The organism is Helicobacter pylori, from assembly GCF_017594925.1.
Taxonomy (GTDB): Bacteria; Campylobacterota; Campylobacteria; order Campylobacterales; family Helicobacteraceae; genus Helicobacter; species Helicobacter pylori_DP.
Genome location: NZ_JAALNT010000002.1, coordinates 1 through 14,508 on the forward strand (window position 1 = coordinate 1; position 14,508 = coordinate 14,508).

The window sequence follows — 14,508 nt, forward strand, 5'->3', positions numbered from 1 at the left end:
TATTCTTTATTCTTTATTCTTTATTCTTTATTCTTTATTCTTTATTCTTTATTCTTTATTCTTTATTCTTTATTCTTTATTCTTCCGCTGGTGTTGTTTTTTATTGCTTTTGTTTTTAACTTTTTTAGTTGGGGTTGTTATGGGGTTTGTGTTTTGGATTTTTAGAGCCGATCTAAAAGAAAACTTTTTTCATCAAGTTTCTTTTTTAAAAAAGCCTAAAAATTTCTTAAACACTTCTTTAGGATCGAATGTGTCGCACACCTTGCACCCATACATGCCAATTAAAATCACAAGCCAGCTCACATACACCCAGCTCATCAAAAACCACAAAATAGAAACGCTCCCATAAAGCTCATGGTAAGTGCGGTTATACAGCACATAATAAGTGAAAGCCCATTTTAACACATGCCAAGAAACGCTCGTAAAAAACACCCATAAAAACACCCAAAAATAATGTTTAAACACCTTGTTCGTGGGAATGGTAAAAAGGATCAAAAAAAACGCGTAAGTGCCTATCCATCTTAAAATATGCAACAAATTTGAATCTTTATCTTCAAAAAACACTTGAATCTTAATATCAAAAAACACCACCAAAGGCAGAGCGAATAAAAACACTAAAGTCGTGCCAAAACCCCAAAATAAAAAGATTTCTTTACCCTTAAAATGCGCGTAATCTCTGGGCTTTGCATCAAAAATTTTTGACGCAATGGAGCGGTAATTTTCACAAAAAAGCACCAACGCCACCACAATGGACACCTCTTCAAGCGTGCCTAAAGTCATGTCTGTTTTTTTAAAATTTTCTAAAAAATCCTTAATCGCGCCAATGAGTTTAGGAGCGTTAGGGAAAATCAAGGCTTCCATTTCACCGCTGTGTGCTTGCAAGTAATGAGACACAAAAAGACTAAACACAAACAACAAAATAGGCGATAAAGACAAAATCGTATAAAAACTCAAGCTGGAAGCGTAGTAAAACAATTCGCTCAAGCCCAAAAAGGCGTTTTTCAGATGCTTGGGGAAAATCATTCTAAGAAGGCGCAAAAACCCTCTAACGCTTTTAAAAAGTTCTCTCATTAATGACAGCTTGTCGCCATTGTCAAGCCATAAGAGAGCAGTTTTTCTATATCTTTTTTAGGGGCTTTGCCTTTGGTGGTTAAATAATCCCCCAACACCACCGCATTGATGCCGTATTCAAAAAGCTTGGCTTCCTTTTTGTCGTTATCTTTAAACACCACTTCACGCCCCCCAGCCACCATAAGCCTAGCGTTAGGCAAAAATTCCTTAGCCAAAAGCACGCATTCTAGGGCTTCATCCGCGCTTAAAGTCTCTGCATCAATGGGCAATACCGGGTTTTTAATGAAAAAATTAATCGGCGTGGTGTGCGGGGAGAGCGAAGCTAACGCCATAAGCATTTCAATCCTGTCTTCCCAGCTCTCATTAAGCCCAAAAATCCCCCCACTGCACAAGCCTAACCCCGCCCTTAAAGCGTTTTCGCATGTGATAAACCTTTCTTCCCATGTGTGCGTGGAACAAATTTTAGGGAAGAAATTTTGCGAAGTCTCTAAATTATGGTTATAACTATGAATGCCCGCCTCTCTTAAAAACTCCAGTTGATCTAAATCCGCACGCCCGCAGCATGCGATTAAATGCAGGCCCAATTCTTCTTTGTTGATGGCTTTAGCTAATTTAGCGATGTATTCGCATTTTTCATCGTCTAATTCACGCCCTGAAGTAACCAGACAAAACCCTAAAGCCCCCAATTCCCTTAACGCTCTAGCCTCTTGTAAAACCACTTTTTCATCTTTAAATTTATAGCGCTTGATCGCTCCTTGGTGGTGTGAGCTTTGCGTGCAATAAGCGCAATCTTCCTTGCAATCCCCACTGCGCACATTGGAAATAGAACATAAAAAAATCTCTTGCATAATCATTCCTTTATTTTAAAAAAGTTGGTTTTTTGAGACTGATTATAGCAAAGAAAAAGAAGCGCTTTTGATTTTAAGGGCTTTATTCCATTAAAAAATTTGATTTATTTTGATTTTTGAGTTATAATATGCTTACATTCAATGGGCTAACCGAAAGCCCACCTTTTCACAAACCACTTAAATTTTCCAAGTCTTTATTCCCAATGCTTTTAATTAAATCATCTAAAAACAAGACGATTTTACTTAGTTCTACACTTATATTCATAGGCATTTTTGCCCTATCATTGTCTTTTAACCCAGTGAAATAAGTCGTAATGCGTGGGCGGTTGTTTGGTTTGGTTTTGAGTAAGTTTTCCCAATGATACGTGCGATTTCTAATCGTCCATAGCAAGTTTAAAGCAATATGAACCTTTGAGGCACTAGATAATGGATTTTTTTATTGTTGATAAATAATGCATTTTTATTATTGGGATAATAGGATTTGAAATTGATGCGCTTTAAATCTAATATTACCCCCTCTAATTTATAACAAAAAATAAGCTTAATCACTGCCCCTAAAGACATTTTAGATAAAATCAAAGAATGGCACAATCTCCAATGCTAGCACGACTTGTCAATAAGATTGTTCCTATAGGTAAAAGTTTAGTGCTTGACTTTTTTAACCCTAATGGCGTGATTGTTCGCTGACTTTTATAAACATATTTTGTTATGCCTATTTCTGTAGGCGTAAACCAATTAATACTGCCATTCCAAAATGATGTTATTTGAGTGCTAGGTGTGCCTCCGCCAATAATTTCGGCAATATCCCCAAGCCTCACTCTTTGCCAATTTAAGGGCGTTGTTAACGCGTCCATGCGTTTATCACCCCATTAACCCCAAATCTTTCAAATGCTCTAAAACTTTTGATTCGCTCTCTTTGACTTCTTTGTCTAGTTCTAACAAGCTGTTAGAGTAGCTTGAAATGATTTCATTAAGGGTGCTAGTCAAAGCGTTGATGCGTTTTTGGATCTTGTTTTCTAGGGCGTTTTTCAAGCTGTTAAGCCATTTGTCTTGGATGATGAGATCCTTAATTTCATTGATTTCAAGGTTTTTATACTGGTGGAACGCTTTTAATTCCAGCTCCTCATGGGCTTTATTTTTCATTTTTAGCGCCTTGTTTTTAGCTTCTAGCCATTCTAAAGCGGTTTTTAGGATTTGTTTATCTTCTGGGTCTGTGGCGTTTTTTAACTCTTTTTTCAAAACGCTTTCATTGATTTTCAATCCATCAAAAAGCCCTTCTTCGTTAGAATGCTCTTCTATAAATTCATCTAAAAGAGCCTCTTTTTCATTGAGGGCGTTTTCTAATTCTTCTAATTCTTTCGTTTCTTTTTCAAAAAAGCGTTGTTTGATTAGGTTTTTAGGGATTAGATCGCTTTTATAATAGGTTTTTTGAATGATAAAATCCGGCTCTTCTAAATAGTTGGCTTTTTTGTTCTTGTCTTTTAGGGGGGTTAATTTCCTTAATTCTTTAGCACTTTCAAAGCCATTGAATGAAAGAAGGAACCAATCGTCTTGCAAAACTTCGTTATAGTAATCTTTGAAGAGCTGATACACGCCGTATTTGTCTAAAATTCCCACTTTTTCAAATTCTTTTAAAACCTTTTGACAAACGCTTTCTATGAGGGTTTTTGGGTTAAAACCTGGCTCTAAATCATTAAAAGTTGTGGGTAGTTCCAATCGGTCAAAAGCGCTCAAAACAGAAGCGTGGAAGGTTTGGTATTCTAAGCTTTGGGTGATTAATTCTTTAATGTTTTCGCATTCTGTTTTTAAAGCGTAATAGCCCTCTTTATCGCTCTTTTTAAACAGCGTGTTTTTAAGCTCTTTAAACACTTGAAAATAAGGGGCGTAGGCTTTTATTTCGTTTTTGGGCAAATAACTGGCCTTGTGGCTGTTGATTAAAGCGAACAAGTCTTTTTCCAATTCTTGCTTGGCGGCAATGTAGCGCGGGATATTCAAGTTATAGTCGTTAGCGCTAATTTCTTCTAGGCTCACCATTTTGGAATAATAGGGGATTTCTTTGTAAGCGTTAAAAGTGTCTATCATTTTTTGGACATCTTGATCCCTTAAGCGGTTTTTATTGCCGTCTTTTTTAAAATCCTTGCTCGCATCAATCACAAAAACGCCCTTTCTTGCATGCGCGTTTTCTTTGTCTAAAACGATCACGCATGCAGGAATGGAAGTGCCATAAAAAAGGTTAGGGGCTAGGCCTATCACGCCTTTAATATAGCCTTTTAGTAAAAGATTTTTTCTAATTGCACCCTCAGCATTCCCCCTAAATAGCACCCCATGGGGTAAAATCACTGCCCCTTTGCCTGTGGGGTTTAAGGATTTGATGATATGGAGCAAAAAAGCGAAATCGCCGTTTTTTTCAGGGGGCGTGCCGTCTTCAAAACGATTGAAACGATCGTTAATGACTTGCTTGCTTTTAGGGTCTATGCTCAGCCCGTCAGTCCAGTTTTTCAAGCTAAAGGGAGGGTTAGCCACGACATAATCAAAGGTTTGCAGCATGCCATTTTTAATAAAAAAGGGGTTAGAAAGGGTGCTAGAACCCCCCTTAGCAATATCAGCATCAGCACTATTGTGTAAGATCATATTCATTTTACAAAGGGCTGTGGTGGAAATGTCTTTTTCTTGATCATAGATAGTTAAACCCTTTTTGCCGGCCAAGCTAGAAGCTTTTAATAATAACGAACCGCTCCCGCAAGCGGGATCATAGATGCTTTTATCCTGTCTGGTGTTTTCATCAATGCCAAGCAAAAGGGATAACAAAAGCGAAACTTCGCTAGGGGTGTAAAACTGCCCTTTGGATTTACCGGATTCGCTGGCGAAATGGCGCATTAAATATTCGTATGCATCGCCTAGTAAATCATCGTCTAAAGCCCCATGCGCGCCCAAACTTAAATCCGCAAAGATTTTAACCAAATTAGAAAGGGTGTCGATCATCGCTTTACCCTCGCCTAGCTTGGTGTTATCGTTAAAATCCACGCTGTCAATCACGCCTTTTAAATCGTTTCGCTCTGCGATCTTGGCGATGATTTTATTGAGCTTGTCGCCTATTTCTTTATCGCCCTCTAAAGCGAGAATGTCTTCATAAAAACACCCTTGTGGCACTTCTATTTCGCTAAAGTTATTGTTTCTGGCTTTATCGCTGATGTATTTTAAAAAAAGCAGGTTCAAAACATAGTTTTTATACTCGCTCGCATCCATTCCGCCCCTTAAGCTGTCCGCTCCAGCCCATAAAGAGCTATACAATTCGCTTTTTTTGATCGCCATTTTAACCGCCCTATTTTGTTTTTAGGATTATAATATAAAGCGGTAAAAAGCGTTCTTAAGGGGTTTATGATGAAAACAGAAAAAGAAGTTCAAAATCAAGTCATAGAAACTTTTAAAAGCATGGGCTATGCGTATTTGGGGGATTTAACAAAGAGCGATAATGAAAACATCAATAAAGAAAGCCTGAAAGCATGGCTAATTAAAAATCAAAAAATTGAGCCTGAAAGGTGGCATAAAATTGAGCAGAAAATCCATAACGCTTTAAAAAACGACTTATACGAAGCGAATCAAACATTTTACGATCTTTTGATTTATGGCGTGAAAACTAAAATAAGCCAGAATGAAAACAAACAAACGACTTATCTCATTGATTGGAAAGACGTTTCTAAGAATGAATTTAGCGTGGCTGAAGAAGTGAGCGTTAAAGGGCCAAACATGAAGCAGCCGGACATCGTGCTTTACGTTAATGGGATCGCTTTAGGGGTGCTAGAATTGAAAAAATCCAGCGTGAGCGTGGAAAGCGGTATTAGACAAAATTTAGACAACCAAAAGAAAGAGTTTATTAGAGATTTTTTTAAAACGATCCAATTGGTTATGGCGGGCAATGAAAGTCAAGGGCTAAGATATGGCGTCATAGAGACTGAAGAAAAATACTACCTTTCTTGGAAAGAAGAAGGCGTTCAAAAAAATTTGTTTGAAACGATTGAATGCTTTTTGGATAAAAAAAGGTTTTTAGAATTTATCCAAGATTTTTTGATTTTTGATAAGGGGCAAAAGAAATGCGCCAGGTTCCACCAGTATTTTGCAATTAAAAAAACGCAAGAATTTATCAAAAGAAAAGAAGGGGGGATTATCTGGCACACGCAAGGCAGCGGTAAGAGCCTTACCATGGTGTGGCTTACTCAATGGCTAAGAAAAAATATCCAACAAGCAAGGGTTTTAATCGTTACGGACAGGAGGGAATTAGACGCTCAAATTCAAGGCGTGTTTGAAGGAATAGGCGAGACTATTTATCGCGCAGACAGCAAGAAGGATTTGTTGAGCGTGCTGTTTGAAAATAAGAAATTTTTGGTTGGCTCGCTTGTGCATAAGTTTGATGACAACGACTTAAAACAACCTGTTTTAAAGGAATGGGTTGTTTTAGTGGATGAATGCCACAGAACCCAAAGCGGCAAATTGCATAAAGCCATGAAAAGCCTGCTCCCTAATGCGATTTTTATCGCCTTTAGCGGCACGCCTTTATTGAAGCAAGATAAAAAGACAAGCCAGGAAGTGTTTGGGAATTATATCCATTGCTATAAATTCAATGAAGCCGTTAGCGATAGGGTGGTGCTAGATTTAAATTATGAAGCCAGGAGCGTGGAACAATATGTCAGTAGCCCTGAAAAGCTGGACGAATATTTTGAATTAAAAACCCAAGGCTTGAACGATATAGCTAAAGCAGAGCTTAAAAAGAAATGGGTTAATTTGCAAAAGGTTTTTTCCACTAAAGACAGATTGAAAAATATTGTGCAAGATATTGTATTGGATATGGCAAAACTCCCACGATTAAGGAGTGAAAAAGGGAATGCCATGCTAGTGGCTGAAAGCGTGTATAACGCATGCCAGTATTTTGAACTCTTTTTAGAAACAGAATTAAAGGATAAGGTGGCTGTGATCACAAGCTATGAACCCAATATCGCTGATCTGAAAGATTGCGGGAGTAATGAGAGCGAAGAGAGTTACAAATACCGCGCTTATTGCAAAATGCTGCAAAACTTTTTTAATGAAAAAGATGAGAAAAAAGCCCTTAATCAAATTAAAGAGTTTGAAGAAAAAGTTAAAGAGCGTTTTATTAATGAGCCTAATAGAATGAAGCTGTTGATCGTGGTGAAAAAGCTATTGACCGGTTTTGATGCGCCAAGTCTCACTTATTTATACATGGATAAGGAAATGCAAGATCATGAGCTTTTTCAAGCGGTGTGTAGGGTGAATAGATTAGATAGCGAAGATAAGGATTTTGGCTGTATCATAGACTATAAGGATTTGTTTGATAGCTTACAAAAAGCGCACAGCGATTATACTAATAAAGCGTTTGAAAACTATGAAAGAGAAGACATTCAAGGGTTTATCTCTGACAAATCCCAAAAGATTAAGAAAAGATTAGAAGAAACTAGAGATCAGTTGAAATCGCTTTGTGAAAGCGTGAAAGAGCCAAAAGATGAAATGGATTATATCGCTTATTTTTGTGGGAATGATTTAGAAAAAAACGCTCAAAAAAGGCGGTTGTTTTACCAGCTTGTTGGCGCGTTTTTAAGAATGTTTGTGGAATTGAATAATTTAGAAAAGCCCATTTATTCTAAAGAAGAAATGCAAAAAATCAAACAAGAAGCGGAATTTTACAGGCATTTACAAAAGGTGGTTGGCTTGAGTAGTGGGGATAGCGTGGATTTAAAAAGCTATAGCGAAGACATGCGCCGGATCTTAGACGCTTACATTAAAACCACGGATAGCGAGACGCTAATCCAAATAGAAGATCAAGGGCTGTGCGAAGTTTTAGCCCAAATGAATGTTAATGATTTTAATAAGGCGTTATCTCAAGCGTTTAAAAATGAAAGCTCTATGGCAGAAAGCATCGCTAACAACACTAAAAAACGCATTATAGAAAAAGAAGCGAGCGATCCTAAGTATTACGAAAAATTATCTTCGCTTTTAAACGATTTGATCAACCAGTTTAGGGAAAAGAAATTAACCTATTTAGAATACTTGCAACAAATCCACGACCTAGCCAAAAAAGTTATTGATAAAGAAAATAAAAATTACCCTAAAAAGATCAACACTAACGCTTTAAAAACCCTCTATGATAATTTAAATGAAAATGAAGCCTTAGCCCTAGAAATAGACGCATGCATAAGGGGTAATAAAAAAGATGGTTGGGTGGGGCATAATCAAAAAGAAAAAAACCTTAAAATCGCTTTAAAGGAAATCATAAACGATGAGGTTTTGTTAGAAAATATTTTTAATTTAGCCAAACACATAAAGGAGTATCACTAATGAACGCTTATTGTTTGACTTTAAATAATACCAACATCGCTATAGAAAAAAAGGATATTAAGCATTTACACATTAGCGTTTGCCCGCCTGATGGCTCTGTGCATGTGTCTTGCCCCCTAGCTTTAAATGATGAGAGCCTCAGGCTTTCTTTGATTAAAAGACTCCCTTGGATAAAAGAACAACAACAAAATTTTTTAAACCAAAACAGACAAAGCCAAAGAGGAATGCTAGAAAGAGAAAGCCATTATCTTTTTGGGAAACGCTATTTGTTAAAGATTGAACACACTATAAAAAAACACTTCGTCCTCCAAAGCCCTAAATATTTAATCTTGCATGTCCATCAAAAGACAAGCTTAGAAAACCGCTTAAAAGTGTTAGAAAACTACTGCAGACAAGTTTTAAGAGAAAAAATACAAACCTACATCAACCAATACGAAAAGATTTTAAACGAAAGCATACAAAGCTTTAGAATCCAAAAAATGAAACGGATATGGGGGAGTTGCAACATTGCTAAACGCACCCTACTTTTTAATTTGGAATTGGCTAAAGCACCTAGAAAGGGCATTGAATATGTGGTTGTGCATGAATTATTGCATTTAAAAGTGCACCACCATAACGAATATTTTAGGGATTTGCTGAGTTTGTATTTGCCTGATTGGCAAAGGGCTAAGGCCAGCCTCAAAGAGGCTTATTTGGAATATTCTTAAATGAAGATTTCATTACCTCAATGAAACCGCTAAGCGGCTAACTTTAAGCGGCTCATCATAGCGCAATAATCCCCCCTCCTTTTAAAAGCCTTTAGAAAGTGTAGTTCAAATACGCTGTAACTGATCTTCCAGGCGCGGGTTGCAAGCCTGCAGGGCTAGAGCCAATCCCAGTGAAGTAATACTTCATGTTGAAGATGTTATTGATTTGCAAACTTCCTGTAACTCTGTGTCGTCCGTTTTCCCAGAAAATTTGGCTCACTTGGATATTCCACACCCAATACCAAGGCAAGAGCCCTTCATGCTGGGTCATACACCAAGCTTCGCATTGATAACCGCTATTAAGAACGCTTTCATAGTTGTTCCCCCCACTATAATATTGCATCCCATAATAGCCTCCTGCTGCGCTGTTGCTAATCCCGCTATAAGCGCGGCTGTAAAAATAGCTAGAAATACCAATGGTGGTTTTACGCCAATTGTAACGAGCGTCAAGAATGAACTGGAAAGGGCTTACAAAAGGGAAATGCTTGTTATAGCTAGTCCCTTTTAGCACATCTCCGTTCAAGTCTGTTAAAGGGCCATGGCTAGTTACACGAGTGTCAATGTAGTTGAAAGCGGCATGGAATTGCAACCCTCTAATAGGCCTGTAATACAATTCTAACTCCACGCCTTGAGAATAGCCATTAATGGGGCGCACATTACCTTTCATGGGGCCACTCGTATAGACTGAATACTGCCCGGTGGCAAAATCGCGCGCCCAAATCCTAAAATAGTCCGCATTGAAGCTAAATTTATCCTTATAGGTGTAGCGCGCTCCTGCTTCCACAGTGTCAAAGTGTTGGGTAAAATACTCCGCTCCTCCATAGCTCAAAACATCTAATTGAGGCGGAACAAAAGAGCGTTGGTAGTTAAAGTAGGTAAGCACATTGTGATCGCCTTGCACAGGGATAAATCCAATGTTGGTTGAGGGCATCCAATTGTTCATGTGCTTGATTTTTCTTAAATCCTTCTCAGGGATTTGCGCCCAGTTAGCCGCATTTTCGTTGTTGTATTGCACAAAAGCGTAGCGCAAACCAGGCACAATAAAAAAGCGCCCGTCCCAAGCTTCAATGCGATCGCTCAAATAAACTGCTGTGTAATTGTTACGCCAGTTATTCCAGTTTCTATAAACGCCATGCTTGATGTGGGGTTTCCAACCGCTCATCACGTTAGCGCCCTCACACAAGAAGCCTGCCCCCTCACCGCTCGTTTTGGTGGCGCATTCATTGGTGTTTAAGTATTGGCGCTGTAAAAAAGTGGTGGTCATGAAACGCAAGCCCATGATAAAGGTTTGCTTGACTTTCCCGGTATTGACGATCAGATTCACTTTAGGCTCAAAAGCGTTGTTAATGGAACGCACAGGGTTTTCTACTTCTGCCCAACCATTGTAGTTAGTGGCATAATAAGGCACAGCCAAGTTATACCCTGCCGGAAGTCCTGCCGCCCTGCATGCCGCTTCGCTAAAACAAGTAACCATGTTAGCGCTATTGTAGCTAGAACTCACCTGAAAGTCCCTAGTCATCAACTGCCCATAGTAGGTGAAGCTAAAAGTCCCGCCCACTCTGTCTAAATCCCCGAAGCGGTTTTCATACACAGCCCCAAAGCGTTGTGAGCGCCCGCCTTTTTGGTTTAAGGGGCGCAAATTAGCGAAGCGGTTTATTTTGTAATCTTGCTCGCTGAGTGATCCCGGTTGAGCGATAGCAAAATCGTAGTATTGGTAATAGGCTTTAATCCCATTGCTTTCATTGATGTCATAGATCCCATCTAGCCAATAGTTTGAAATGCTAGAGGGGCTGTTGTCCCTAAAGCCTTGGCCTCTAACCCAGTTAGCTTGCGCTTGGATACCCACATGCTTATTGATCATCCCTCCGCTTCTCACATAGGTGTTATAGAGGAGGTTGTTGCCTAAAGACTTGATAAAAGAAGGATCGCCGGTTTTATCAGGGGGAGCGGCAAACCCGGCGTTTCTAGCCTTAGCCCAATAAGTGATCCTTTCAGCCGCTTGGTTTTCCCATTGAGTAGGGATAGGCTTAGTGATGATATTGACAATACCCCCATAAGTGTTAGGCCCATATTGCACGCTGCCTCCACCCTTAATCACATCAATGCGATCAATGGCTTGGAAGGTAACAGGGAAAATGTCTAGCTCAATGTGGGCGTAGGGGGCCATATAAACAGGAATACCATTAACTAACATGAGCGTCGCATCGCTATGCCCTGAACCCCCCGCTCCAAAGCCACGGATTTGGATAGTAGGCATAGCCCCCACACCTGTCGCATTCCTAATTTGCAGACCGGGGACATTCTGTAAAGCTTCTTCAATGCTTTGGTTAGCTTGTTGGGTGAGCGCTTTATTAGAGATCACCGTGCGGCTTCCTGTGTATTTTTTCACTTCTTCATCTTGCCAACTCTTAGGTGCGGTAATCCCGCTATAACCCAAATTGACCTGCCCAGAATAATCGGATCTATCCTTTTTACCGGCAGTAGAAACCTTGCCCAAAGTGTAGTCTTTTTCCTTAGCGAACAAAGACTCTTGGCAAATCAAGCTGGCAGTTAAAGCCAACAGAACTTTTTTATGCAACACCAACTCCTTGCGTTTTGAGAGATTTAAAAGTTGTTTAAACTTTTTAAGTAAAATCACACCAACGAAAATAGCAGTCGTAGGTAATAAAAACTAAAAAAACTTAATAACATTCAGGATTTTATGATAAAATTCTTAAATTTTTATTAATCCCACCCATGAAAATCTTTTTTTTTTGATTTTGCTGATTTTACTCAATCTCTAGTGAAAAATCCCCATTTCTGACACACGACGAGCCTATATGCGTTCTCAAAACGCACAAGACATTTTTTGACGCTCAAAGCGGTTTAACTTTTCATCTAAACACTGCCCCTTTTTTCAACTTTTTATCGTTTGGTTTGAAAAGCGATCAGTAACTCCTTGCAAAAGATCGCTCCTTGTCTTTAATCTTGCAGCGATTAATGATGAGATCCAAGATTTCTAAAACCTGCCTTTCTTCTTCGTTATTGTGTTTGGTGCTCACCGTGGGGTTGTATTCGGTTACCTCAACGGCCCCTAATCGGTCTTTAAAATTTTCTAAAAGCAAGCCCAGTAATTGCTTTAATTCATCAAAACTCAGTCCGTTATTTTCACGCACGCCGGTAGAAGTGAAAAGCTTGCCATCCATAATGTCTAAATCCAAGCTAAGGTAAATAATATCCACCGCTTTTAACAATTCTTTGGTTTTTTGAACCACTTCTTGCATGTTTTCTCTTATCGCGCCCACGCTAAATAAAGGGATTTGCAATTCCTTAATCACATCTCTTTCGCTCTGTTCGGTGCTTCTTACCCCAAAATACACCAAACATTTAGGATCAATTTCTAACCCTCCCTTTTCTAACCCCAAAGAGCAGAGCTTTTGCCATGCCTTTTCTTCGCTCTCGCTCATGCGATTAACCCCGCTATGGACACGATTTAAAACCATGCCTAAAGGCATGCCGTGAATGTGCTTTGTATCACTGTCATAAGCCGTATGAATATCCGCATGCGCGTCTAAATACAAAATCCCTATTTTTTTGTCTTTATGAACGCTCCTAAAGGCTTGGAAAATCCCAAACATGTTCGCATGCTCTGAGCTTAAAATCAAAGGGAATTCTTTTTTCTCAAACACTTCTTTCATGCAAGGGATCAGATTTTCTTTACAAAAAAGGTAGTAATCTTCAAAATTCTTAGCGTATCTAAACTCCTTATAAAGCACGCACCGCTCTTGAGTGATCGTTTGCATGCCTTTAATCACATCGCCATGCGTTTCGCTCAAAACCTCTCTCAAACGCCTAACCCCTTTATCAGTGCCTCTTTTTGACGCTCCTAATTCCGCTTCCAATCCTACTAAAATCATTTTATAACTCCTTTAAATTCCTTTTTCTTGCTGATAGCCCCATTTGTCCTTACTCAAATAATACGCCCCATAGCAAAGCCCCATAAACACTAGCGTAAGATACCCTCCAATGCGTTCATTCGCATCCATATACGCCCCTATAAGCCCCACCAAGCACCCGCTGATGCCAATGATTTGGATTAAGGGATTAAGGGGGGCTTTATAAGGCAGATCTTTTAAGGATTTCCCCAAAGCCAGATACTCTTTCCTGAAGCGGTATTGCGCTACGCTGATGCTGATCCATACAATAATCACCATAAAACTCACCACATTGATCAAGCTTGCCATGATTTTTTCTGGTGCAAACGCTTCGGTGAGCATGCCAATAAGTGTAACCCCTAAAGATAAATATAAAGCATAAGTGGGCGTGCCAGAGGCGTTAAGTTTAGCAAAAAGAGGGAAAAACATCTTTTTTTGGCTTAAGCCATAAATCATCCTCCCTGAAGCGTATAACCCAGAATTAGCGGTGGATAAAATCGCAGTGACGATGACAAAATTCATAATATCTGCTGCATAAGGGATACCCACGCCCAAAAAGGGTAAGGGGATTTTTTCTAAAGCGCTCACAAAAGGGCTTTGCGTCAAACCGCTATCCGTCATGGGCAAAAACACCGATACCACAAACACCGCCCCTAAAAAGAAAAACACGATCCGCCATAAAGTCGCCTTAATCGCTTTAGGCATGACTTTTTTCGCGTCTTTAGTTTCTCCTGCTGCAACGCCGATAATCTCTGTGCCCGTGTAAGCAAAAATCACCGCTAAAATCGCCCCAAAGAACGCCCCCACTCCTTTAGGGAAAAAGCCTTTTTCTAGCCCTTGAGTCTCCCCATTAAAATAGAAATTAGCAAACACGCCTTCAAATCCATGCAAATAAAACGAATAAACAATGCCAATGCACCCGAGCATGATAAACACAAAGACCGCTAAAACCTTAATGGTGCTGAGCAAAAATTCGCCTGTGGCAAAAATTTTAACCGAAAAGAAATTCAATAGAAATAAAAGCGCAATGCATGCGATGACCCACACATACACAGGAACAGTCGGAAACCATCGTTGCATAAGCAAGCCTATGGCAATGTATTCCACTGCCACGGTTAAAACCCAGCTCAGCCAATACATCCAAAAGACCATATACCCGGTGCTTGGGTTAATGAAACGGCTCGCATAATCCCCAAAACTCCCTGTAGTGGGATACACGCTCGCTAATTCCCCTAAAGATAAAACAATAGAATAGACAATAATCCCTCCAATCAAATACGCTAAAAGCGTGGCTAAAGGGCCCGCACTAGCGATATTCCCCCCTGTGCCTACAAAAAGCCCAGTGCCAATCGTCCCCCCTAAAGCGATCATCATCAATTGGTTGAAGCCAATGTCCCTACTTAAGGTTGTGTTGTCTTTCATAAACGCATCCTTTAATCGTTAAGTGAATTATATTTTAAATCCCAACCAACGATTACAAAATAATAAGAAAATGAATAACAAACAAAATTAATTTCATTGTGTAAAAGAGTAAGACTATTTAGCTTTTTAAAAGAAAGATACCCAATCGTTTAATGGAGTGAG

Annotated in this window: 8 protein-coding genes and 2 pseudogenes; 2 read left to right on the forward strand and 8 right to left on the reverse strand. The window is 39.3% G+C overall.

Annotated elements, in window-relative coordinates; all coding sequences use genetic code 11:
• Nucleotides 1-192: 192 nt before the first annotated feature.
• The 5 genes and pseudogenes from G6069_RS00865 to G6069_RS00885 all read right to left on the reverse strand — a co-directional run bounded on the left by G6069_RS00865 (nt 193) and on the right by G6069_RS00885 (nt 5,231).
• A complete protein-coding gene (locus G6069_RS00865) occupies nt 193-1,071 on the reverse strand; it encodes a YihY/virulence factor BrkB family protein (protein WP_197293086.1) in 879 nt (292 codons plus the stop codon).
• On the reverse strand, nt 1,071-1,919 hold the full coding sequence (locus G6069_RS00870; protein WP_197293087.1) for a biotin synthase: 849 nt from the start codon (nt 1,917-1,919) through the stop codon (nt 1,071-1,073). The genes G6069_RS00865 and G6069_RS00870 overlap by 1 nt, the downstream gene beginning before the upstream one ends.
• Nucleotides 1,920-2,085: 166 nt before the next feature.
• Nucleotides 2,086-2,510 (reverse strand): annotated as a pseudogene (locus G6069_RS00875) (CAAX protease); the annotation flags it as partial.
• Nucleotides 2,498-2,773 (reverse strand): annotated as a pseudogene (locus tag G6069_RS00880) (restriction endonuclease subunit S); the annotation flags it as partial. The pseudogenes G6069_RS00875 and G6069_RS00880, both read right to left, overlap by 13 nt.
• Nucleotides 2,774-2,780: 7 nt before the next feature.
• The gene (locus G6069_RS00885; protein ID WP_197293088.1) at nt 2,781-5,231 is read right to left on the reverse strand and encodes a type I restriction-modification system subunit M; all 2,451 of its coding nucleotides are present in this window, start codon (nt 5,229-5,231) and stop codon (nt 2,781-2,783) included.
• Between the two features lie 69 nt (nt 5,232-5,300).
• Here G6069_RS00885 and G6069_RS00890 point away from each other — a divergent pair, with 69 nt between their 5' ends.
• Together G6069_RS00890 and G6069_RS00895 are read left to right on the forward strand one after the other, a co-directional pair.
• Nucleotides 5,301-8,264, forward strand: coding sequence for a type I restriction endonuclease subunit R (locus G6069_RS00890; protein ID WP_197293176.1), 2,964 nt, complete (start codon nt 5,301-5,303; stop codon nt 8,262-8,264).
• Complete coding sequence (locus G6069_RS00895) at nt 8,264-8,971, forward strand: YgjP family zinc-dependent metalloprotease (protein ID WP_197293089.1); 708 nt, start codon at nt 8,264-8,266, stop codon at nt 8,969-8,971. Before G6069_RS00890 ends, G6069_RS00895 begins: the two co-directional genes overlap by 1 nt.
• Nucleotides 8,972-9,062: 91 nt before the next feature.
• On the opposite strand, the gene G6069_RS00900 is transcribed toward G6069_RS00895, so the two are convergent.
• The 3 genes from G6069_RS00900 to G6069_RS00910 all read right to left on the reverse strand — a co-directional run bounded on the left by G6069_RS00900 (nt 9,063) and on the right by G6069_RS00910 (nt 14,346).
• Nucleotides 9,063-11,588: a TonB-dependent receptor family protein gene (locus G6069_RS00900; RefSeq protein WP_187232036.1), complete on the reverse strand. Its 2,526-nt coding sequence runs from the start codon at nt 11,586-11,588 to the stop codon at nt 9,063-9,065.
• A 349-nt stretch (nt 11,589-11,937) separates the two neighbouring features.
• A complete protein-coding gene (gene rocF, locus G6069_RS00905; RefSeq protein WP_197293090.1) occupies nt 11,938-12,906 on the reverse strand; it encodes an arginase in 969 nt (322 codons plus the stop codon).
• 12 nt (nt 12,907-12,918) lie between these two features.
• Complete coding sequence (locus G6069_RS00910; protein ID WP_197293091.1) at nt 12,919-14,346, reverse strand: amino acid permease; 1,428 nt, start codon at nt 14,344-14,346, stop codon at nt 12,919-12,921.
• Nucleotides 14,347-14,508: the final 162 nt, after the last annotated feature.

Bases quoted from the DNA above. Each gene is read 5' to 3' on its own strand.
- G6069_RS00865 (WP_197293086.1), bottom strand. From the start codon at position 1,071: ATGAGAGAACTTTTTAAAAGCGTTAGAGGGTTTTTGCGCCTTCTTAGA.
- G6069_RS00870 (WP_197293087.1), bottom strand. From the start codon at position 1,919: ATGCAAGAGATTTTTTTATGTTCTATTTCCAATGTGCGCAGTGGGGAT.
- G6069_RS00885 (WP_197293088.1), bottom strand. From the start codon at position 5,231: ATGGCGATCAAAAAAAGCGAATTGTATAGCTCTTTATGGGCTGGAGCG.
- G6069_RS00890 (WP_197293176.1), top strand. From the start codon at position 5,301: ATGAAAACAGAAAAAGAAGTTCAAAATCAAGTCATAGAAACTTTTAAA.
- G6069_RS00895 (WP_197293089.1), top strand. From the start codon at position 8,264: ATGAACGCTTATTGTTTGACTTTAAATAATACCAACATCGCTATAGAA.
- rocF (WP_197293090.1), bottom strand. From the start codon at position 12,906: ATGATTTTAGTAGGATTGGAAGCGGAATTAGGAGCGTCAAAAAGAGGC.
- G6069_RS00910 (WP_197293091.1), bottom strand. From the start codon at position 14,346: ATGAAAGACAACACAACCTTAAGTAGGGACATTGGCTTCAACCAATTG.